This is a genomic window from Stenotrophomonas sp. CASM114 (assembly GCF_049384325.1).
In the GTDB taxonomy this organism is placed as follows: Bacteria; Pseudomonadota; Gammaproteobacteria; order Xanthomonadales; family Xanthomonadaceae; genus Stenotrophomonas; species Stenotrophomonas muris.
The window spans coordinates 248,129-269,906 of sequence record NZ_JBMRGJ010000001.1 but is presented as its reverse complement, the minus strand read 5'-3'; the positions used below and the strand labels follow the sequence as shown (position 1 = coordinate 269,906).

The window sequence follows — 21,778 nt, the reverse complement described above, 5'->3', positions numbered from 1 at the left end:
TAGCGCTAACATTCCGTGGACTCAAAAAGGGGGCGTGGTGTCCGGCCCCCTCGTTGCCACCGCGCGCGTCATCGCCAGCGGTGTTGCCGCACTGTAACCAGCTGCAGCGGAAAAAGCGTGCTGCAACGCAAAACCCTGTTACGCGCTTGCTGCCGTCGAACGCCACACGTCCACGCCGGACCTGCAGTACTGCGCGATGAACTCCGCCTGCGCCGGCATCTGCGCGGCAGCCTGCTGCACGGGCTGTTGGATGCCCTTCAACAGGGTGCGCAGATCGGCGTCGCTCACGGCCCGCGCCAGCGGGTGGGCGGGACCGGGTGCGATGCCCTGCCCGAGCAGCACGCTGGTCCAGGATTCCACGCGGAAAACCTCGCCGGGGTCCTGCCACGCATGTGCACGCTCGCGCCACGCGCTCAGCCGCTGCTGCAGCGATTCGGGCACGCGCATTTCGCGACACGCCTTCCACATCGGTTCGGTGCGCTGCGTTGCGTGGTAGTGCAGGATGATGAAGTCGCGCACGTGCTCCATTTCCTGGCGGCTGACATCGTTGTACAGCTTCACCAGCGACGCACTGATGCCGTCGAACGGGAACAGCTGGATCAGGCGCACTACCGCGCTGATCGTCAGATGGATGCTGGTCGACTCCAGCGGTTCGATGAAGCCGCTGGCCAGCCCGAGCGACACCACGTTCCTGTTCCAGGCCTTCAGCCGGCGCCCGCTGCGGAACGGCACCTTCCATGGATCGCGCAAAGGTGGAGCCCCGGCATCGCGCAGCAGCTTCGCTGCGGCCTCGTCATCGGACAGGTGGCGGCTGTCATACACCAGCCCGCAGCCAACGCGGTGCTGCAGCGCGATGTGCCAGCGCCACCCCGCTTCGTGGGCGATCGCCCGGGTATAGGGCACCGGCGGCGCCACCGCTTCGGTCTGCACCGCCACGGCGCGGTCGCACGGCAGCCATTCGTGCCAGTCCTCGTAGCCGGTGCCCAGCGTCTGCTCGATCAGCAGGCCACGGAAGCCGGTGCAGTCGATGAACAGGTCACCCTCGATCACCTGGCCGTCGTCCAGTACCAGCGCCTGCACCGAACCGTCGTGCGCGTGCTGCCTGACCTGGGCGATCCTGCCTTCGATCCGGTGCAGGCCGTGGGCCTCGGCCCTGCGGCGCAGGAACCGCGCATACAGGCTGGCATCGAAATGATACGCATAGCTGGCCTGCGGCTGGGTGTGCAGCGAGAAGCGGTCGCCATGCGATGCGATGCTCTCCAGGCTGAAGTCGCCCAGCTCCGAGGGCATGCCGCGGCGCAGGCTGTCCAGCCAGAAGTGATGGAAGGGTGCCGCCCAGGTGCCGTGGCCGATGGTGCCGAACGGATGGAAGAAGCGTTCCCCCGGCAGGCGCCAGTTCTCGAATGAGATCGACAGCTTGAAGGTGCCGGCCACCGCGCGCAGGAACTCCTGCTCGTCGATCTGCAGGAAGCGATGGAAGGTGCGGATCGGCGGCACGGTGGACTCACCGACGCCGACCGTGCCGATCTGCTCGGACTCGACCAGCGTGATCTGCAGCTGGTCACGGAACTGATGCGCCAGCGCGCAGCCGGCCAGCCATCCCGCCGTACCGCCACCGGCAATGACCACCTTGCGGATGCGCTCTGCAGGCGTGCTCTGGGTATCCAACACGGTGCCCTCTCTCAGCGGTTGAGCCTGCCCAGCAGCATCGCGCGCATGCGGCGGGCGCGCTGCTCGTCGAACGGTGCCAGATCCCCGCGCGCCGTGTCGGGCAGGTGTTGCCCGGCGCGCTCGCCGGGGCCGAATACGTAGTAACGGAAGAGCCCTTCCCAGGCCTGCTTCTCACGCGCTGGCAGGTCACGCACGGACCACATCGCGTGCTGCAGCGCCGCCAGCGGCGACCCCAGCCAGGCCGGCGAGCTTCGCCACCAGTAGTTCACCAGCACGTTGAACGGCTCCAGGCTGCGTACATGGTGCCACCACATGCTGGGAATGAAGATCGCATCGCCGGGTCCAAGTACCGCGCTGCGTGCATGCGCCAGCGCCTCGCGGAAGCGTGGATGCCGGTCGAAGTCGGGGTGTTCGAAGTCCACCACGCTGACCACCTGCCCCCCCGGCGTGGGTTCGAGCGGGCCCGGATACAGGTTGTCGATCTGGGCGGGCGGGAACAGCGTGAACTCACGCTGTCCCACCGCGCAGCAGGCGAGGTTGTCGGGTGTGTCGAAATGGCACGAGGCCGTCACCCGGTTGCCGATCCAGATGCTGGCGGTGGCGTCGATGCCGTGCTTCGCCAGCCCGGCATCGTTGGCCTGCGCGAATGCCGGCAGCAGTGCCCGCGTGATCGGCAGCGAGGCCACGTAATAGGTTGGCGGCCGCGGCGCATGCAGCGTCGCGGCGATCTCTTCCAGCACCTGGGCGAGTACACCGCGCCGCACTTCGAAGTTCAGCTGGGTGAAGTCCGCGCTGTAGAACGGGCGGCCCGCGATCTCGGCGCCGCCGAACGAGTACTGGATGGGCGCACCCGCATCGACGCTGCACAGGTACGCCATCGCGTCACGCACGCCGCCCAGTCCGGCCTGGACCAGTGGCCAACCGCTGGCGATGCCGCGCAGTACGACCGGCTCACCGGCCTCCACCAGGGCGGCCAATGGCAAGGCGGCAGGATCGATGCCTTCCAGGCTCCGTATCGGCAGGCGGGCTTGCACCGGTCAGTTCCTGACCGCCTGCGCGGTGCCGTCCTGGACGCGGAGACGGCGCTGCTTCTCGGCGATCAGGCGGCGCATGTTATGCAGCGAGGCAAGCATCAGGTACGCACCTTCCAGGTAACCGGCGCGGTTCAACGCAGCCAGGCGTGAACTGTCCAGCGCCGCCAGGCGCTCGCGGTCGATGCCGTGCAATCCGCTCACGCCCACGCGGTGATGTGGCGCGAGCTGCACATCAAGCGTGACCGGCTGGATGAGGCCACAGTCGTCGAGCATCGTGAACATGCCGGCCGCGAAGGCACTGCCCTCGTGGATGCCGCGCAGCACGCCAGCGATGTGGTCCAGGTAAGGCGTGTTTCCACCCTGCGGCAGGAACACCGGCTCACCGGCGCCGCAGGTGACACGCGGATGGTCCAGGTCGACGTGCATCACCGCGTCCTGGGTGAGCAGGCCGTCCACGTAGTGCTCCTGGAAGCCGATCAGGAACGGCCCTTTTGCGGCCGCGCCGGGCAGGTAGGAGGCATTCCAGCGTCCGTCCTGCAGGTACAGGTTCTCGTGCTGCTCGAAACCCAGCAGGGCCACCGACTGCCACGCCCCGGTCCCGGCCTCCCGGCGCAGGAAGATCGGATATTCGCGCTGCAGTTCGGCGAACTCGCTGGGATAGGCCGGCACCATGCCCACCGCATCGCCGAACTGCGGCCCGAATCCGGTGGCGACCTTCAGGTCCCGATGCGCGATGTTGTTGAGCATTTCATAGCGGGCCATCAGGGTATCCAGTCCAGTGCGGGGTGGCTGGTCAGCAGGGTAGCGCAGGCGTGCGACAGGTGCGGCGAGATGGTCCCGGGCGGCACCGCCGCGGACAGCGGTGCCGTGCCGGACGCATCGGCAACCAGGCTCAGAACTTGTAACGGACGCCCAGCATGTAGCGCGGGCTCTGGTCGGCCAGCTTGACGATCATCTGCGAGGTGCGCGAGCGCCACCGCACATCCTCGCCGGTCAGGTTGATCGCCTCCAGGCTGAAGGACCAGTGGTCATCCAGCGCGTAGTTGACGCTGAGATCCCACTGCTCGTACGGCTCCACGTAGTACGGATTGCGGCTGGAACCCTGGTTGGCCAGGATCAGGTACTGGTCGCGCCAGTTCCATGCCAGGCGCACCGACCACCCGTACTTCTCGTACATCAGCATGGCATTGGCAGTGTCGCTCAGGCCGGTGAGCGAGAACTGGTCGATACCCGGATCGCCGCCATTGTTGTAGCCGACATCACCTTTGACCACGGTGTAGTTGGCCAGCACGCCGAAGCCGGTGTCACCGAAGAAGTACTGGCCGCCCAGCTCCCAGCCATGCAGCTTGGATTTGTTCTGGTTGATCGGGCGATTGACGTTGAACTGGTACAGCGGGTCGTTGGCCTGCCCATACAGATCGTAGGCCGCTTCGGTGGCCAGCACCTGCGCATCGGTGCCGTTGTAGGCGCCCAGGCCAGCTGGATTGTTGCGCAGCAGCGCCAGTGCGGTGAACAGCGAGGTGTCGTTGGCTGAGCAGGCGGCCGCATTGGCCGGCCCGACCTGGACCACGCAGGCGCCGCTGGTCAGGAAGTCCAACGCCGCCCGCGCATCCGGCCCGGAGGTCGGGTCGGTGAGGCCGTACAGGCTTTCCTGGACGACCGTGTTGCCGATGAAGTTGCTGACCGACTTGTTCCAGTAGGTCAATGACACATAGCTGGCGTCGGCGAAGTACCACTCCAGCCCCAGGTCGAGGTTGTCCGATTCCAGCGGCTTCAGGCTCGGGTTCTGCGAATTGCCGCTGGCGCGCGACGACGGATCGATCAGCACCGAGCCGAACGGCTGCTGGGCACCGGGCCCTGCATACAGGTTGCCGTACGGCGCGCGGGCGATGCTCTTGCCGAACGAAACGCGGCCCTTCAGTTCCTCGGTGAGGTCGATGCTGAAATCAAGGTTGGGCAGGATGTAGCTGTACCGCGCCTTCTCGGTGAAGGGCTGCTGCTCATCGGACAGCACGATGCGGAAATCGTTGTTGGCCTGCCACTCGATGGACTCGGGAACGGCAATGACCGAGGTCGACACCACGTCGGTGGTTTCATAGCGCACGCCCAGGCGGGTATTGGTGCGCATGCCGCCCAGCTCCCCGTCCAGTTCCACCTGGAAGTACGCCGCCTTGGTCTTCTCTTCCACGAAGTTGTCGGCCGCGCGTTGCGGGTTCACACCCAGGCCGACGCCGTACTCGCGCGACGCCCATTGCGCGAGCTGCCCGGCATTGCCGCGCCAGGCCGGCCAGCTGTTGGCACTGTAGTCATCGAACAGGCCGACGATGCTGACTGGCTGCAGCAGGTCCATCAGGCCGGCGGCGGTATCCCGGTCCACGTTGGCCACGCCCCAGTCGCCCAGTGTCGAATAGGCCTCGGCGGCCTGGATGCGGTGGGTGGTGGACTTGTTCGTATCCACGCCGAACTGGAAGCGGCCGTGGTCGAAGTTCCATTCGCCGTCGACACGCGCCTGCTTGATCTTGCTGATCTGGGTCTGCGCGTTGACGCGCAGCACCTGGGTGCCGATCTCGCCTTCCTGGAAGCCCGGATTGACCACGCCATTGGTCCCGGCGATCGCATCGGCAGTACTGGGATACCAGACCTGGGTGCCGACCGGCAGGCCATTGTTGAAGTTCAACTCCTGTACCCAGGAGCCACCGCAATGCGGGCCACGGGTGCAGTTGTTGGTGCCGGCAATGCTCATGAAGATGGAGCCGCCGCCGGTCAGTGGGTCATTGGGGCGGCTTTCATTCTTCGAATTGTGCGCATCGAAGCTGAGCTTGAAACGGTCGCTGACATTCCAGACCGCGTTGAAGCCCAGCGAGCCCAGCTTGTACTCCTGCATGCTGCGCTGCTGTTCCAGCCCGAAGTCCTTGGTGCCGGCGATCTCGCGGATGTAGACCGGGGTGGCGACCGCACCGGAGGTGTCGAACTGGACATTGGTGTAGTTGCTGTTCTGCAGCCACATGCCCTGCTCGCCACGATTCTCGGTGATCTCGTTGGTCGAGTAGGTGTAATCCATCGTCAGGGTCAGGCTGTCCGTCGGTGCGAACTGCAGCACGGCCTGCCCATTGACTCGCTCGCGCTCGAATTCGGAGAACGCGTAGCGCAGGTCGTTGGGCCGCGCATAGAGCTGGCCGACGGCCGGGGCGTTCACCACGGTCGGGTTGCCCGGCATCGACCCCGTCCAGGGCTGCACGTTCCAGTAGTTCTCCGTGGCCTGCACCGAGCCGCCCTTGCGCTTCTGCTGGCTCGCGCTGAGGCTGACGCCAAAGGTCTTTTCCGGATTGCTGTAACTGAAGATGCCCGACAGCTCCGGCGTCAGGTCGTTGTCGAACGGCTGGCTCTGGTCGGAGACCAGCTTTGCCCCGGCATTGGCCACGATGCCGGCGTGGTCGAGCGGGCGCGAGGTCAGGATGTTGATCGTCGCGCCGATGCCACCGCTGGGCACCTGCGCCTGGCTGGTCTTGTAGACCTCGATGCCATTGATGGCCTCGGCGGCCAGCTGCGCGAAATTGAAGGCGCGAGTGCCGCCGTCGACACCGCCGATGGCCACCTGCCCGGAGGCACCGAATGCATCGGCGCCGGGCATCTGGCGACCATTGAGCGTGACCATGTTGAACTGCGGACCAAAGCCACGCGCGGTCACCTGCGCGCCCTCGCCGTCACGGCGCTCGATGGAGATGCCGGTGATGCGCTGCAACGACTCGGCAAGATTGGTATCGGGGAACTTGCCGATGTCCTCGGCGCTGATCGCGTCGACCACGCCCGCCGAGTCGCGCTTGATGTCCATGGCCTGGCTCAGGCTGTTGCGTATGCCCGTGACCTGCACTGCATCGAGCTGGGTGGGCTGCGACTGGCTCTGCGGCTGCCCGGTCGCCGGTGCTGCGTCCTGCGCAAACGCAGGATTGATGACCAGGGCGCCACCCACGAAGGTGAACATGGCCCGGGACCGGAACTTCGCCAACGCGCGGCTCATGAACCGGACCTCGGGCCCGGGTTGCCACGGAAACTGCAAGTGCTCATGAAAGTCCCCTCTGACATACGATCGAATGGATGTACCGCCCCCTCCCAGGGGCACGCACGGGCGTGGCCCGCATTCCAAACCGAACAGCACGGCTGCTGGAGCACGCCGCGACTTACACTTGCTTTTCAAGCCTGCCAGGACAAACACGCGGCAAAGAAGGCAGCCCCTGGACCCTGGATCCCCGTCCGACTGGTAGCGCTACCATCGCGTTGCAGCGGAGAGTAATCACCCGGGTTCGCGCTTGTCACCATGCAGCGCAGCAAATCGGCAGCGCGCGTAGCGGCGCTGGAATCACCCCGCTACCGATGACCGGGCTGCTGCCGCATCCGGTCACCGCTCACCCGCCGCAGGAAAGATGCCCGCGCCTGCGGGTCATCCAGAAAGGAACGCACCGTGAACGCTCTCCAGCGCATCGTCGCCGCAGTCGGCTCGCCGTACTCGTTCCGTCCGGCTCCGCCGTTTTCGCGGCCAACGCCGTGATCGTGGACGGAGCAGATGAGCCGCTCACCGTGGTGCTACGCAGGGGCTACCACTCCGGTCCCAGCAGCTTCATCACTTCGACCTCCAGTTTCTGCGCGGCCTCGTCCTGGGAGGCGACCTTGATGCACAGCCCCGACTGCGCCGGCCCGGGCATCAGCTGGTATCGGTTGATGGTGCCGCCCCCGTCGCCGTCCAGCGCCAAGCGCGCCACCACCGTGCGCCCATTGGCGTGGAAGGTCCAGTCCTGGTAATCAAACATGCTTCAGTATCCCGGCGGCCAAGGGGTCATCCCACCTTAGGCGGCACGACAGTGAAGAAGGCTCCAGGAAGTTGTTCAGAGCGCGTGGACATGATGATGGCAGCACCTACTGCAGTGCCCGCGCCAATTGCAGGACATCGGCGAAGAAGGACGCGTAGTCGTCCTGTGGGGCGCGGTGGCTCTCGCGCCGATGGATCAGGCGCACTGCGACGACGCGTTGTTCCGGAACGACGATCAGGTATTGGCCCAGGTAGCCGTTGGCGGCAAAGCCGACGACCGGTCCCCGTGTGATGTCGTAGAGATCGGCGAGCTTCAGGCCGCGCGCGGTGATCTGGCTGGCGTAACGCTGCGGCCCGTCTGCGCCCAACCGTTCGGTGAGGAATGCGATCAACTGCCCCCGGCTGTCGAATGTGCGCCCCGCGCTGGCCTGCACGGCGCGGCGCACGTCATCGTCAACGCCGTGCCCGGCCAGCAGGTCATCCAGCCGGGGTTTGAGCTGATAGCGTTCCCACGCTGGTATCCGCCACCACAACAGGCCCACCTCAGGCGAGCGGGCACTTTCAGCAGTGATCAATGCCACTGACCGTTCACTCAACAGTCGTTTGCCATCCGGCGCCACGCCTCCATCCAGCAACAGTTGCCCGATGGCGGCAAGGTCGGCGGCGCGCAGGGACAGGCCCGCCATTCCCAGCGGAGTGCCTGCCTCATCCTTCATCCAGGTGTGGTGGGCAATGCCCAGCGGCTTGAACAGGCGCGCATCCAGGTAGGCATCCAGCGGCTCGCCCGCCAGGCGCTCGACAATGCCGGGCAGCAGGCTGGTGGCCTTGTTGTTGTAGGAAAACACGGCGCCCGGGTCGTCACTCAGCTCGGCTGCCAGTGCCAGTTTGACCAGGTCCGGGGCCCCTTCCAGTTCGGCGCCCGCGTTGGCCACGTTCTGCAGGCCGGAGGTGTGGTCCAGCAGCATGCGCACGGTGATGCGGCTCTTCCTGCCCTGTTTCCATTCCGGATAGATCTGGCTGACCGGTACGTCGATCGAAGCCAGCTTGCCTTCGTCCAGCAGCAACGCAATGCCCAGCGCGACGACGGACTTGGTTGCCGACATCAGGTGCACGGATTCCTGCGCTGGGGCGGGCTTCAGCTCAAGCAGCGTGTCCCGGTCATGCATCACGAGCACCGCATCGGAATGCGAAGCACGCGCGTTGCGCTCGATCGTGGCGAGGGCGTCGGCACGCGGCGTCGCATGGGTGGGCCCCGCGATGCCGATCACGAGGGCCAGGGCGCAGGACAACCAGCAGGACGTTGGCATTGCGTTCTCTTCCAGTGAGTGTGCGCCCAGTGTGACTACATATGTAGTCACGCTGCAGTGCCTGAAGTCACGCCGCGCTTGATTGCCCATCCGCACCGGACGCCGGGTTCGTCACCAACGCGCCCGGCCCCCCCAGCAGTCGCCATGCCAGTGCGCACGGTATGATGCGGCGATCCCGGAACCTGCGATGATTGCAGCGGCCGCCCATCCGCTGATCGCGTGCGCCAGGAGCACCTGCGCCGGGGTCGCTGCCGGTGCCGCTGAAGCCCCCACTCCATGCTCGCCCCCCATTCCCCCCTCGTGATCTGGGCAGCGGTCGCCGTTGCCACCATCGGCCTGCTGTTCCGTCCCTTCCGCATCCCCGAGTATGTGTGGGCGCTGGGTGCTGCCGCCCTGTTGCCACTGCTGGGCGCGGTATCGCTGCAGACCGCATGGGGCGCGGTAGCCGAAGGCCGCGACGTCTACCTGTTCCTGGTCGGCATGATGGTGCTGGCCGAACTGGCGCGGCGCGAAGGCCTGTTCGATTGGCTGGCGTTGTACGCGGTGCGGCATGCGGGCGGATCGGGGCGACGCCTGTTCGACCTGGTGTTCCTGGTCGGCACGCTGGTGACGGTGTTCCTGTCCAACGATGCAACGGCCGTGGTGCTGACACCGGCGGTCTACGCGGCCTGCAAGGCGGCGCGCGCCAATCCCCTGCCCTACCTGTTCGTCTGCGCCTTCATTGCCAATGCGGCCAGCTTCGTGCTGCCCATCTCCAACCCGGCCAACCTGGTGGTGTACGGCCAGCACATGCCGCCACTGCTGCAGTGGCTGGCGCAGTTCGCGCTGCCGTCGGCGGCGGCGATCGGTGCCACCTACCTGGTGCTGCGCTGGGTACACCGGCGCGAAATCGCGCAGCCGCTGGTCGCCGCACCGGAACATCGCCCGCTGACCGAGGGTGGCCGACTGAGTGCATTGGGCGTGCTGTTCACCGGCAGCGTACTGCTGGTGACGTCCGCGCTGAACGGACCGCTGGGCCTGGCCACGTTCTGCGCCGGCGCGCTGAGCGTGGCGGTCGTGGTGATACGCCAGCGCCATAGCCCGCTGCCGCTGCTGCGGCATGTCGCCTGGGGCGTGCTGCCGCTGGTGGCCGGTCTGTTCGTGCTGGTGGAGGCGGTGGCGCAGACCGGCGTCATCCAGGCTGCGGCAAGCGCGCTGCAGGCCATGGCGCAGGCTTCTCCCCACCAGGCCAGCTGGCTGGCCGGTGGCGCCGCTGCACTGCTGAGCAACGTAGCCAACAATCTGCCGGTCGGCCTGGCCGCCGGTTCGCTGGGCCAGATGGCTGAACTGCCCGCACAGACCCGTGCCGCACTGCTGATCGGCGTGGACCTGGGCCCGAACCTGTCGGTGACCGGCTCGCTGGCCACGATGCTGTGGCTGGTGGCGCTGCGCCGCGAGGGCGAGCATGTCAGCGCGCTCGACTTCCTGCGCGTCGGCGCGCTGGTGATGCCGCCTGCACTCATCGCTGCGTTGTTGCTGCTGTGACCAGAATGCAGGCGGCGGCCCGGCCCTAGAAGACCAGCTGCAGACGGGTATTGAAGGTGGTGCCTTCATCCCTGCCCGCAGCACTGCCGCTGCGGTGGCGGGTCTGCCAACGCACGGCTTCGAACATCACCCGGCTGAAATCGTTGAGGTACCAGTTCGCGCCCAGTGTCCACGCGTGACCGGTACCACCACTGGGCAGTTCGGCATAGTCCACGTCCTCATAGCGGCCCTTCAGTTCCCACGCGCCACTGCCGCCGCGCGTCACCGGATCGGCCACCTTTACCTTGCCCCACGTGCCGGCCTTGCCCGAGTAGGACGGCAGCGCGCCCGCCAGGAACCAGCCGGCCGAGATCGCCCACGCTTCGTGGTCGCGATCATAGCGCCCGCTGGCATCGGCCCCGCGCAGGCTTCGCGTACCCCACTCGCCGGTTGCCCACGCCGGGCCGAAGAAGCCGGCCAGTTCCGCGCCGTAGGCGGTGCTGCGCTCGGCGCCCACCAGCGTGCCCGGTGTGATCCTGACCAGATCGTTGAAATGCCCCGCGATGGCCGAACTGCGCACCACGCCGCTGGCCCCGGCGGGAATCTTCTCGTGGAAGGCCCATGCGCCCAGATGCACCGTGGCGTCGGCGGTGTCCAGCGGATTCCAGTGGACGCGGGTGGCCCAGGTCTGGCTGTCGTTGTCGGTGCCGGCGTTGTTGAGGTCGTTGCCGGCCACCGACAGGCTGGCATGCCAGCCCCTTCCATACACCCGCTCGGTGAGCCCGACACCAAACAGGCCCCGCTGCGGCAGCAGCAGCGTGCCGACCACGTTGCGTTCCTGGAACGGCGTGTTGGAGGTGCTGCTTGAGCCATCGATACCGCGATCGTTCAAGCGGTTGCCGATCGTGAGATCGGCCGGCAGGCCGAACAGCGTGTGGTCCAGCGTGGCGTAGACCGACTTCCACGCCACCGCGTTGTCGGCGAAGTCGCCCTCCACGACCCAGCCCAGGGTGCCGTAGCGCCCCTCGGCCCCCAGGCGCACCGAACGGATCTCGGTACCCGAAACGTTGCGGTCGGCGACCGCCGAACCGTCGGTGCTGGAGGCATCGACGAACAGGCGGCCACGGGGGCGGAACACCGTCGTGCCGTCGGCACTGCTGAACTCCGGTGCACCCTTGGCCCAGGAGACCTTCGGCAGCTTGGACTGGCTGGTTTCCAGTGCGGCCACCCGCGTTTCCAGCGCAGGCGCGGGCGGCGTTGACGGTGCCCTCGCACTGCCCTGCCCGCCCTCGACGGCGCGGAGGCGTGCTTCCAGTTGCTGGATCTGCAGTGCCTGCTGCTGCACCAGGCGTGACAGCTCGGCCTGGCTCAGCGGCGCGGGCAGCGACGACGTGGACTGTGCGTCGGCATGGCCACTGGCCAACAGCAGGCCGAGCGCGACCGACAGCGCTGCCAGCGGCAGCACGTTGGAATGGTTCATGGGCTCTCTCCGGCCAGCCGGCCCCCTGGCCTGGCGCTGGCCCGTTGCGGTGGTGCGGGGGAAGATCGGGGAAGGAAGCGCGCGCCGCCGGATCGGCCCGGCGGCGCGGCAGGCGGGCTCAGCCCGTCCGGGTCAGCTGGTGGCCTGTGCCTGGGCGTTGGGACGCCAAGTGATCAGCTTGTTCTCGACCACGTCCAGCAGCGCGTCGATGACCAGCACGAAGGCCGCCAGGATGATGATGCCGGCGAACACACCCACAGCGTTGAAGTTGCCTTCTGCCTGCGCGATCAGGTAGCCCAGGCCCGCCGAGGCGCCGAGGTATTCGCCGATGATCGCACCGACCACGGCAAAGCCGACCGAAGTACGCAGCGAAGACAGGATCCAGCTCGCCGCTGCGGGGAAGTAGACATGGCGCAGCAGGTCACTGCGGCTCGCCCCCAGGATGCGGGCATTGGCCAGCACCACCGGATTCACCTCGCGCACGCCCTGCATGGCATTGAAGAACGTGGTGAAGAACACCAGCGTGACCGCCAGCGCCACCTTCGACCACAGCCCCAGGCCCAGCCACAGCACGAAAATCGGCGCCAGCACCACGCGCGGAATCGCGTTGAAGCCCTTGATGAAGGGATCGAGGATGCGTGCCGAGCGGCGGCTCAGGCCGAGCCAGACGCCGCCGGCCACACCCAGGCCGGTGCCGATGATGTAGCCCAGCGCGGTTTCGGTCAGCGTGATGTAGACATGCTGATAGAACGACGTATCGGACAGCCAGGTCCAGGCCTGCTGCACGATGGCGGTTGGCGATGGGAAGAAGAACGGGTCGATCACGCCCAGCGCGATGCCGCCTTCCCAGCCACCGAACACGGCGACCACCAGCGCGAGCTGGATGAACTTGTCAGTCTTGGCGTGCATAGCTCTTCTCCACTTCGCCGCGCAGGCAGGCCCAGATGTCGCGGTACAGGTCGGTGAAACGGTCATCCAGCTTGATTTCGGCCACGTTCCTCGGCCGTTCCAGATCCACATCGAAACTGCGCACCACGCGGCTGGCCGGGCCGGAGGACAGCACCACCACGCGGTCGCCCAGGGCGATCGCTTCTTCCAGATCGTGGGTGATCAGGAGCACCGAGCGCCGGTCTTCCTGCCACAACCGCAGCAGCTCGTTCTGCATGAGGTGGCGGGTATGGATGTCCAGCGCCGAGAACGGCTCATCCATCAGGATCACCTTCGGCTCGACGATCAACGCCTGGGCCATCTGCACGCGCTTGCGCTGGCCACCGGACAGCTGGTGCGGGTAGCGATGCTCGAAGCCGGCCAGGCCGACCTTGGCCAGCCACGCGTTGGCCTTGGCCTTGCGTTCGGCCTCGGGCACACCGCGGAAGCGCAGGCCGAGTTCAACATTCTGGTACGCGGTCTTCCACGGCAGCAGCGCGTCCTGCTGGAACAGGTAGCCGACCGACTCCTGCACGCCGCTGACGGCACGGCCATCGATGCTGACCTGGCCCGACGACGGCTTCAGCAGGCCCGCCACGGAATTGAGGATGGTGCTCTTGCCGCAGCCGGTGGGTCCGACGATGGCAAGGAACTCGCCGTCACCCACCTGGATGTCGACATCGCGTACGGCGGTGAATTCGCCGAAGGACATGGTCACCTTGTTGATGGCGACCATGGTCTGTGCAGGCTCCAGCTGCGGCGCGCCATTGAACTGGCGCACGGTGGCATTGAGGGCCATGGTTTACCTCCGCTTACGGTTGGGCAGCCGGCGCCGCAGCGTTGGCACGCTCGACGAAGGCATTGGTATAGGTCCGGGACAGATCGATATCGGCCTTGGCGACATCCGTGTTGAACTCACGCAGCACCTTCAGCGGTGTTTCCAGATCGGCAGGCGTGAAGTGACCGTCCCGGGTGAAGATCGCGCGCGCGTTCTCCACCGCGCGGGCATAGGTGGCGCGGTCACCGGAGACGTAGCTGTCCGGCAGCGCGGCGACGATGTCTTCAGCACTGTTGTCGGCGATGAACTTCAAGGCCATCTGCTCGGCGCGGGCGATCTTCTCGGCTGCTTCGGGACGCGTGTCCAGGAAGCTCTGGTTGGCGTACATCACCGAGGTCGGGTACAGGCCGCCATAGACCTGGCGGGCGCCGTCGTCGCTGCGCGCGTCGAGGATGATCCTGCCGACCTTGCGCTCGGTGATCAGGGTGGCGGCAGGATCATAGTTGACGAGCAGGTCGATCTTGCCCTGCTCGAGCGCGGCCACCGCTGCGGCGCCCGAGCCGACGCCGATCAACGAGATGCTGTCGGCCGGAATATCGTGCTGGGCGAGGAAGTGACGGACGAAGAAGTCGGACGAGGAGCCCGGCGCGGTGATCCCGACCTTCTGGCCCTTGATGGTCTCCGGGCGCGCCGGATCGAAGGTGGCATCCTCGCGGCCGGCCATCACCAGGCCGGAGTTGCGCGAGAGCAGTACGAAGGCCACCACGTCCTTGCCCTTGGCCTGCATCTGGATGGTGTGGTCGTAGAAGCCGACGGCCACGTCGGTGGAATTGGCCACCAGCGCCTGCAATACCTTGGAGCCGCCCTGGGCGAAGTTCTCGGTCTTCACCTGCAGGCCGACGTCCTTGAAGTACCCCTTGGCGTCGGCGATGAAGAACGGCAGGTTGTTGAGGTTGTAGGAGCCGACGCTGATGCGAACCGGGGCATTGTCGCCACCGCCGGCGGATGCGCCTTCGCTGCGCCCGCTGTTGCTGCATCCGGCCGCGGCCAGACCGGCCGCGCACAGCGCGGCCAAGAAGAACTGCTTGTACATCATCCCTCCCAGGAGTGAAGCATCTACGTTGTAATGGCGGGCATGCGCGTCTATGCAGGCCCGTCCGGGTTCAGATCATGCCGCTGACGTCCATTGGCGGGCTTGGGTGGCAGTGGCCGTGGCGGGCGAAGTCGCGTACACGCGCCCCTCGAACAAGCGACGTGCGGTGCGGACCACGCTGGCAATCACCGGCGAATCGCCCGAGCTGCGACTGAGGCCCACCTCCAGGGCCCCACTCGGATGTTCGAGGGTAATGCTGCCGGGAACGGACCGGCATCCGACCAAAGTGTGGGCCAGCGTGCCCGGCGTGACGGCGGCGGTGGCCAGGCCGACCGCACCGGTAATGGCCAGTGCGGTGTGGCATTGGTGCGGCATGAAATAGCGCACCTGCAGATCGCCGCCCTGTTGCGGCGCCGACAGCAGCACCGGCTTGGGAATGACCTTGTTGCCGGCGTCGGCGATGCCCATGCGGGCGCCCGCTTCGATGCGCAGCGCTTCCAGCCGGCGCATGAACGCCGCGTCCGCGTTCAGTTCGGCGGGCGAGGCATCACCGCGCACGCCCAGGTCTTCGGCACGCACCAGCATCATCGGCATGGCGCAGTCCACCAGGCTGGCCGGCACGCCATTGATGGTTTCCTGCGCATGCCCGCTGGGCAGCAGCTTGCCGGTGCGGGCGCCTGCCGCATCAAGGAAGGAGAGCCTGACCGGCGCGGCTGCGCCCGGCGCGCCGGCAATGCGCGTATCACCGCGGTAGGCCACATTGCCGCCCGGCGTTTCCACCGTGGCGATGATCAGCTTGCCGGTGTTGACGTTGTGGATGCGCACCTCGGTCTGCGGATCCTGCGCCTGCACCAGCCCACGCTCGATGGCATACGGGCCCACGGCCGCCAGCATGTTGCCGCAGTTGGGCGAGGTATCCACCACCTGCTGCTCCACCCGGACCTGGGCGAACAGGTAGTCCACGTCGGCGTCCGCCCGGCTCGAGCGGTCGATGATCGCCACCTTGCTGGTCAGTGCGTTGCCACCGCCGATGCCGTCGATCTGCAACGGATGGCCCGAGCCCATCACTTCCAGCAGCAGGCGATCCCGTTCGGCGGTGTCCGCCGGCAGGTCGCTGGCCAGGAAGAACGGGCCCTTGGAGGTGCCGCCGCGCATGAGCACGCAGGGAATGCTGAGCAGATCGTTGGACATACGTGTGCTAGATTGATGCGTATAGGGGATGAATGACCCCTCTGTGATTCGATACTGGCATGACCCTAATTGATCTGTGAATTGCTGATTTTTGGATGATTGATACCCAATGAGCATCAATTGCGAAATCCTGGATCTACGCGCGTTCCTGCTGGTATCGGAGACACGCAGCTTCCATCGCGCCGCTGAAATCCTGCACGTCTCCCAGCCGGCGCTCAGCCGACGGATACAGAAGCTGGAGCAGGCCGTGGGTTCGCCGCTGCTGGAGCGCACCACGCGCAGCGTCAGTACCACCGCTGTCGGCGAGAACCTGCTGCCACTGGTGCGCCGCATGCTGGAGGAATTCGATGGCTCGCTGTTCTCGCTGCGCGGCCGCGAAGACACCCGCGGCGCCACCGTGACCATCGCGTGCCTGCCGACGGCGGCGTTCTACTTCCTGCCCAGCGTGATGGCGCGTTTCCACGAAGCACACCCGAACGTGCGCTTCCGCATTCTGGATATCCCGGCCACGGAGGGTCTGCAGGCAGTGGAACGTGGTGAAGTCGAGTTCGGCATCAACTTCATGGGCGCCAACGATCCGAATCTCGACTTCGACGTGCTGGCCGAGGACCCCTTCGTCCTCGCCTGCCGGCGCGATCATCCGCTGGCCCGCAAGCGCAAAGTGGAATGGGCTGATCTGGCCGAGCACCAGCTGATCACCGTGCATCGCACCAGCGGTAACCGCACGCTGCTGGACGGCGCGCTGGCGCGCGAGAACCTCAAGTTGAGCTGGCACTACGAGGTGACGCACCTGTCGACGTCACTGGGCATGGTCGAGGCCGGCATCGGCGTGTCGGTGCTACCGAAGATGGCCACGCCGGACGGGGATCACCCCACCCTGGTGACGCGCGCGATCGGCAACCCGGTGGTGTCGCGCACGATCGGCATCGTCCGCCGACGGGGTGCCCTGCTCTCGCCCACCGCAGAGCGATTCCTTCAGATGCTGATGAGCCAGTGGCGTGGGGAGGCGTGAGCAACCGCACGGTTCACGCGCTTGTGCTGTCCTGACTCCAGGCGAATGTGCTGCTGCCACCCATCAATCGGGCCGTCTGCATCGACCATTCCTGCAGAAGCTGCCGCGCGCCTGATTCGCCACCTCGCCCGATTGCCTCCAGCATCCTGTCCAGTCTTCCGCGGATCGCGCTGGACACCGGCAGTGCGAGCAGATTCTTCAGTGCAGCGTCTGCGGCCGGGAAATCGCCCAGGCGAATGGTGGACAGGTACTTCACCCATTGGCAGTAATCGCCCTCGAAACCGGCCTCTTCAACATACATCAGAAGGTCCGCAGCTGTTCTCACCCCTTCGAGCATTGCGAGGTGAGCCTCGTGCGTGCCGCGGAAAAAGTCCTTTGGATCTTCCGGGCAAGCGACCCTCTGGCCGAGAGACATATGCAGGTGTGGCAGGCCGTCATAGACCGGAAGTGCGAAGGTCCATACATAGATGGAGGACGGCGCTGGGTCCATGGCAAACCCGGAGATCACATCGCGCGTGTACGAAACAATCAGAAAGTTGCCAACCACCCGCAACCCAGCCTTCCTGGCGTTCCGTTTCATTGTCCACAGATCAATGGATCTCATGCGTGCGCCCGACGGTTGGCGACGGCACAGGACTTTCAATGTTCAACTGGATGCCCTGCACCATTCGCCTTCCGTCGCGCAGGACAACAAGGGCTCGATCCAGATCGCGCCTTGCAATGGAAATCGATCTCAGACCAAGCGATTGAGCGACCTCGCACTGCGAAAAGAAGATGTCATAGGTCTCCATCAACTCGGCATGAAACAGCTGATTGGGGGCGTTGTCGATCACCCTGGAGAGGTCCGTCATGAAATTCCATGCATCCACGACCTCCCCGGGGTCGACCTCCCGCCCTGAATCTACAGACGAGATCAGCGAGTCGAGGTCAATGACGGACTCTCCTTCCCAGTCCAGGACTCGGCCGCGCGCGGCAACCTGACCCTCCAGCCCTTCCTTGCTGCTATCGCAGACAGGCCTTCCATTGCTGGACATCACCCGATCATGGTCACCTGATACCCAGGCAAACCAGATGATCCGCATTCCCCCTGCAACGCCGACCGGATATATCGCTTCCACTATCGATTCCTGCTCAGATGGTTCCATCCATCCCGGGCTCTCACGGGAGGTGCAGCCGCTCCGATGGTAACGCCAAACTCGATTGCCGATGACCTGCGGAGCCTCCAGCGACCGGCACTACCAGGTCAATCAACCTGCGGTTTCCAGTCCCTTCCCCGCCGCGTCCATCCGCAGCGAGGCCAGGTAGCGACAGTACTTGCCCACGAAGACGCCAGTGAACCCGCCGGTCAGCAGCAGGTAGGCGGCGCTGAAGCCGGCACTGGCGGTCAGCGTCGGCGACACCGCAAATGCGACCTCGAAGCCGTACTTCACCAGGAAGGTGACCAGCAGCAGCGGCAGCAGGCTGAAGTCCGCGCTGCGCCAGAGCTTGCCGGTGCTGCGGTCCAGCGTCAGCTTCAATCGACCCAACAGCAGCCAGGCAAGCGCGGCCCCCGTGGCGATGCCGGCCAGCCACTCGCTCCAGGCGATCAGCGACGCGCCGAAACGATGGCTGATCGACCACGCACCCCAGACGGCAAACAGGCCGGGCACGATCGCCAGCTTCTGCAGCGAGGTCTGGGCCGGCTTCATGGCGGCAATGCCACGGGTGACCAGGAAGGCCAGGAGCAGCCAGACCCAGATCGGCGTCTGCGAGGCGAGTTGCTGGAGCATGTTCATGAGCGGTCCCCCTGGTGAGTGGTGGCTGAGTGGTGGCGAGGTGTCCTCGCCTTGGCGCTCACTATTCGCTTCCGCCCGGGTTGCAGCCAGTGACAGCTGTCAGCCATCGCGGATGACCCGCCGGCATGCTGCGCGTCCCCGGCAGCTGTCGGGGTGGATTCACCCGGTTCACCCTGAGCGGGCCGGCCCTCGGTCCGCGCTACCATCACCACGACGCCGCTGCGAGCCACGTGCATGTACCACGACCCTGTTCGACGCCGCCTGTGTGCGGCGCTGCTGGCTACCGGCTGCGGCCTGTCAGCACCATCGGCGCTGGCGAGCCGGGCGACGTTGGCGGGATGCGGTTCGCTGACCGCATTGCTGCAGGCCGAACGGCAGCCTGGCATGGCGGCCGTTCTGGTCGATCACGGGCGCATTGCCGCGCTGTCCACGACCGGGCGGCTCAATGACACCCGGCCTGCACCGATTGATCGCCATACCGTGTTCGAACTGGGGTCGATCACCAAGCTGTTCACGGCCCTGCTGATATTCCGGCTCCAGCAGCGGCATCTGCTCGACGTCACCGCGCCCATCGGCGAGTACGTGGAAGGGTTGCCTTCCGTATGGGCATCCACTTCGCTGCTGCAGCTGCTGAGCCATACCTCAGGCATTCCCAACTATCTGAATGAAGACAACTTCCTGCGGTTGATGCCGACGAATCCAGCCCCCCGTGAATTGCTCGCAGAGGTGGCCGAGCGGCCGCTGGCGTTTGCGCCCGGTGCGCGGCACGCCTATTCCAATACGAACTACATCCTGCTCGGCCTGGCCATCGAGCATGCAACCGGCATGGACTACTGGCGGGTTCTGCAGGAGGAGATACTGTCGCCGCTGGGCATGCGCGATGCGGGACCGCGTCGTGCCGACGATCGGCGCCGTGTTGCCCAGGGGCATCTGTTCCAGCATGGCCACTGGCGCGCACCGCCACCCACTGCTCCGGGCTCGGCATGGGCCGCTGGCGGCCTGCTCGCCAGCATCGACGACATGGCGCGCTTTGCTGTGGCGCTGGACCAGCATCGACTGTTGCCCGAGTCGGCCCTGAAGCGGATGTGGTGCGACACACTCCTCGCCAATGGCAGCAAGGCGGGCTGGGGGGCCGGCTGGGAAGTTTCCGATGGCGGAAAGGTAGTCGGCCATGGCGGCGGGACCGCAGGCTTTACCGGGTATCTCCGGCACCGTCCCACCGATCGAAGAACGCTCGTCGTGCTGATCAATCGCGCCGGAGATATCAACCCGCAGGGCATTGCAGAGCGCCTCGACCTGGGCATGCGTGGCTGCAATGGGAGGCTTTCCAGGCCGGCGCCTTCGCTGGATCAACCCGGCACCCGGACAACGCGATCCGTGCCATGACGCAGATCATCGGCGCTGGCTGATGGAAATGTGGCGCCGGTACTGCGCCACCCACTCCAGCGACGGCGCAATACCGCCGAACGGGAAGAAATGCGGGCTGACCTGGCCATGGGCGCGGGTCAGCCCCTTCACCAGGCAATCGACGAACACCTCCGGCCCTGCCGTGCCGAGCAGCCGGCCGATCGAGATGCCATACCGGGCCAGCATCGATGCACTGGCGCCCACGCCGCACATCGCGGCGTAGCGCAGCAGGCGAGAGACGCTGGCCGGGCCCGGCACGCCGACCAGCACCAGGACGCTGATGCCACGCGCGCGCAGTGCCTCCAGCCAGGCCAGCACGGCATCGGCATCGAAGGCGAACTGGGTGACGATCAAGGGGGCCATGCCGCGCGCTTCGATGCTCTGGCATTTACGCTCAAGCGCCTGCCAGCGTTCGTCACTGCTCATTACCGGATGCCCTTCCGGGTGTCCGCCGATACCAACGACCTTGATCCCGGAGTGCTCCAGAAGACCGGTCTGGATGATCGAAGCACTGTCGGCAAACGGCCCAGCGGGCGTGGCCAGGTCGCCCGCGATCAGCAGGCAACGCGCGACCCCGGCGTCGCCGGCCGCACGCTCCAGGAAGCGCGCAAGCGATGCGGCTGACCGGATGCGGCGGGCAGAGAGATGCGGCATCGGCTCGAATCCGAGCGCGCGCACGGTGCGCACGGCGGCCAGGCGGGCGTCGTCATCCTCGCTGGCCAGCCAGGGAATGGAGATGACCGTACCGCGCGGGATCCGATCCGCCTCGGCGCGCAGCGCAGGCATGGCCTTCGCGCTGACTTCCAGTGAAAAGGCGTTGATGAAGGCTTCCGCGTGCGCTGAGGTACCGGCCGGCATCAGCGCGCCTCGCGTGCATTGCCGGCAAGCGGCGAGCTGTTGCGGGCCAGTTCGATGAAGGCCAGCAGGTAGTCGATACCGGTATCGGCCACGCGCGCACCCAGGTAGATCTGCTTGGGGATGCCCTTGGCGCCCAGCCGTACGGGCACCACGTCCATGCGCGTGGCGTACTCCTCCACCAGCCAGCGCGGCATGGCAGCCACGCCGCGGCCGCTGGCCACCATCTGCATCATGATGTCGGTGGTTTCGATGGCCTTGTGGCGCCGCGGGGTGATGCCGGCCGGCAGCAGGAACTGGTTGTAGATGTCCAGGCGCTCGAACGGCACCGGGTAGCTGATCAGCACTTCCTGGCCGAGCTGGCGCGGCTTTACGTGGTCCACCTTGGCCAGGGCGTGGTTGCTGGCCACTACCAGCACCTGCTCGTAATCGAACACGGGGATGAACTTCAGGCCTGGCTTCAGCAGTGGATCGGGCGTGACCAGCAGGTCGATCTCGTAACCGAACAATGCGCCGATGCCACCGAACTGGAACTTCTGCTTGACGTCCACATCCACGTCCGGCCACGCCGCCAGGTAGGGAGAGACGATCTTCAGCAGCCACTGGTAGCACGGATGGCATTCCATGCCGATGCGCAGCGCGCCGCGCTCGCCCTGCGCGAACTGGCCCAACCGCTCCTCGGCCAGGTCCAGCTGCGGCAGTACCCGGTTGGCGACCGCCAGCAGGTACTGCCCGGCCTGGGTCAGGCGCAGGCTGCGGCCCTCGCGCAGCCAGACATCGGTGCCCAGCTGCTGCTCCAGCTTTTTCATGCTGTGGCTGAGCGCCGACTGGGTCAGGTTGAGCACGCCGGCGGCCGCGGTGAGCGAGCCCTGCTGTTCGACCTGCTGCACGATGCTGAGGTGGATCCGTTCCAACATGACGATGAATCTCATTCATGGATT

At 66.2% G+C, this 21,778-nt stretch carries 19 protein-coding genes; 3 read left to right on the top strand and 16 right to left on the bottom strand.

The window, feature by feature from the left end:
• Positions 1-138: 138 nt before the first annotated feature.
• The 6 genes from VG566_RS01245 to VG566_RS01220 all read right to left on the bottom strand — a co-directional run bounded on the left by VG566_RS01245 (position 139) and on the right by VG566_RS01220 (position 8,816).
• The gene (locus VG566_RS01245; protein ID WP_241883883.1) at positions 139-1,671 is read right to left on the bottom strand and encodes a tryptophan halogenase family protein; all 1,533 of its coding nucleotides are present in this window, start codon (positions 1,669-1,671) and stop codon (positions 139-141) included.
• Between the two features lie 11 nt (positions 1,672-1,682).
• A complete protein-coding gene (locus tag VG566_RS01240; RefSeq protein WP_241883884.1) occupies positions 1,683-2,705 on the bottom strand; it encodes a cupin-like domain-containing protein in 1,023 nt (340 codons plus the stop codon).
• 3 nt (positions 2,706-2,708) lie between these two features.
• Positions 2,709-3,467: a SapC family protein gene (locus VG566_RS01235; protein ID WP_241883885.1), complete on the bottom strand. Its 759-nt coding sequence runs from the start codon at positions 3,465-3,467 to the stop codon at positions 2,709-2,711.
• Between the two features lie 130 nt (positions 3,468-3,597).
• Positions 3,598-6,723, bottom strand: coding sequence for a TonB-dependent receptor (locus tag VG566_RS01230; RefSeq protein ID WP_241883886.1), 3,126 nt, complete (start codon positions 6,721-6,723; stop codon positions 3,598-3,600).
• Between the two features lie 574 nt (positions 6,724-7,297).
• Positions 7,298-7,510, bottom strand: coding sequence for a hypothetical protein (locus VG566_RS01225; RefSeq protein WP_241883887.1), 213 nt, complete (start codon positions 7,508-7,510; stop codon positions 7,298-7,300).
• Positions 7,511-7,616: 106 nt separating this feature from the next.
• The gene (locus VG566_RS01220) at positions 7,617-8,816 is read right to left on the bottom strand and encodes a serine hydrolase domain-containing protein (protein ID WP_241883888.1); all 1,200 of its coding nucleotides are present in this window, start codon (positions 8,814-8,816) and stop codon (positions 7,617-7,619) included.
• 276 nt (positions 8,817-9,092) lie between these two features.
• Between VG566_RS01220 and VG566_RS01215 the strand changes: the two genes are divergently transcribed.
• The gene (locus tag VG566_RS01215; RefSeq protein WP_241883889.1) at positions 9,093-10,340 is read left to right on the top strand and encodes an arsenic transporter; all 1,248 of its coding nucleotides are present in this window, start codon (positions 9,093-9,095) and stop codon (positions 10,338-10,340) included.
• A 25-nt stretch (positions 10,341-10,365) separates the two neighbouring features.
• On the opposite strand, the gene VG566_RS01210 is transcribed toward VG566_RS01215, so the two are convergent.
• The 5 genes from VG566_RS01210 to VG566_RS01190 all read right to left on the bottom strand — a co-directional run bounded on the left by VG566_RS01210 (position 10,366) and on the right by VG566_RS01190 (position 15,788).
• Positions 10,366-11,799, bottom strand: a complete 1,434-nt coding sequence (locus VG566_RS01210) for an OprO/OprP family phosphate-selective porin (RefSeq protein WP_241883890.1) — start codon at positions 11,797-11,799, stop codon at positions 10,366-10,368.
• Between the two features lie 132 nt (positions 11,800-11,931).
• Complete coding sequence (locus tag VG566_RS01205; RefSeq protein ID WP_005409726.1) at positions 11,932-12,708, bottom strand: ABC transporter permease; 777 nt, start codon at positions 12,706-12,708, stop codon at positions 11,932-11,934.
• Complete coding sequence (locus VG566_RS01200) at positions 12,692-13,525, bottom strand: ABC transporter ATP-binding protein (RefSeq protein ID WP_241883891.1); 834 nt, start codon at positions 13,523-13,525, stop codon at positions 12,692-12,694. The genes VG566_RS01205 and VG566_RS01200 overlap by 17 nt, the downstream gene beginning before the upstream one ends.
• 13 nt (positions 13,526-13,538) lie before the next feature.
• Complete coding sequence (locus VG566_RS01195) at positions 13,539-14,597, bottom strand: ABC transporter substrate-binding protein (RefSeq protein WP_041864185.1); 1,059 nt, start codon at positions 14,595-14,597, stop codon at positions 13,539-13,541.
• 75 nt (positions 14,598-14,672) lie between these two features.
• Positions 14,673-15,788, bottom strand: a complete 1,116-nt coding sequence (locus VG566_RS01190) for a 4-oxalomesaconate tautomerase (protein WP_241884046.1) — start codon at positions 15,786-15,788, stop codon at positions 14,673-14,675.
• 109 nt (positions 15,789-15,897) lie between these two features.
• Between VG566_RS01190 and VG566_RS01185 the strand changes: the two genes are divergently transcribed.
• Positions 15,898-16,800 carry a LysR family transcriptional regulator gene (locus tag VG566_RS01185; protein ID WP_010485668.1) on the top strand — a complete coding sequence of 301 codons (903 nt, stop codon included), beginning with the start codon at positions 15,898-15,900 and terminating at the stop codon, positions 16,798-16,800.
• Positions 16,801-16,813: 13 nt separating this feature from the next.
• On the opposite strand, the gene VG566_RS01180 is transcribed toward VG566_RS01185, so the two are convergent.
• From VG566_RS01180 to VG566_RS01170, 3 genes are all read right to left on the bottom strand, one after another.
• Positions 16,814-17,380 carry a hypothetical protein gene (locus VG566_RS01180; RefSeq protein ID WP_032958916.1) on the bottom strand — a complete coding sequence of 189 codons (567 nt, stop codon included), beginning with the start codon at positions 17,378-17,380 and terminating at the stop codon, positions 16,814-16,816.
• Positions 17,381-17,390: 10 nt separating this feature from the next.
• Positions 17,391-17,918 carry a hypothetical protein gene (locus VG566_RS01175; protein WP_180834645.1) on the bottom strand — a complete coding sequence of 176 codons (528 nt, stop codon included), beginning with the start codon at positions 17,916-17,918 and terminating at the stop codon, positions 17,391-17,393.
• A gap of 129 nt (positions 17,919-18,047) precedes the next feature.
• Positions 18,048-18,575: a DUF6622 family protein gene (locus VG566_RS01170; protein WP_241883892.1), complete on the bottom strand. Its 528-nt coding sequence runs from the start codon at positions 18,573-18,575 to the stop codon at positions 18,048-18,050.
• 234 nt (positions 18,576-18,809) lie between these two features.
• On the opposite strand from VG566_RS01170, the gene VG566_RS01165 reads away from it, so the two are divergent.
• The gene (locus VG566_RS01165) at positions 18,810-19,961 is read left to right on the top strand and encodes a serine hydrolase domain-containing protein (RefSeq protein ID WP_241883893.1); all 1,152 of its coding nucleotides are present in this window, start codon (positions 18,810-18,812) and stop codon (positions 19,959-19,961) included.
• Positions 19,962-19,967: 6 nt separating this feature from the next.
• Here the strand turns inward: VG566_RS01165 and VG566_RS01160 are convergent, their stop codons facing one another.
• Both VG566_RS01160 and VG566_RS01155 read right to left on the bottom strand, forming a co-directional pair.
• A complete protein-coding gene (locus VG566_RS01160; RefSeq protein ID WP_241883894.1) occupies positions 19,968-20,840 on the bottom strand; it encodes a methylenetetrahydrofolate reductase in 873 nt (290 codons plus the stop codon).
• A complete protein-coding gene (locus VG566_RS01155) occupies positions 20,840-21,754 on the bottom strand; it encodes a LysR family transcriptional regulator (RefSeq protein ID WP_241883895.1) in 915 nt (304 codons plus the stop codon). Before VG566_RS01155 ends, VG566_RS01160 begins: the two co-directional genes overlap by 1 nt.
• Between the last annotated feature and the right edge of the window lie 24 nt (positions 21,755-21,778).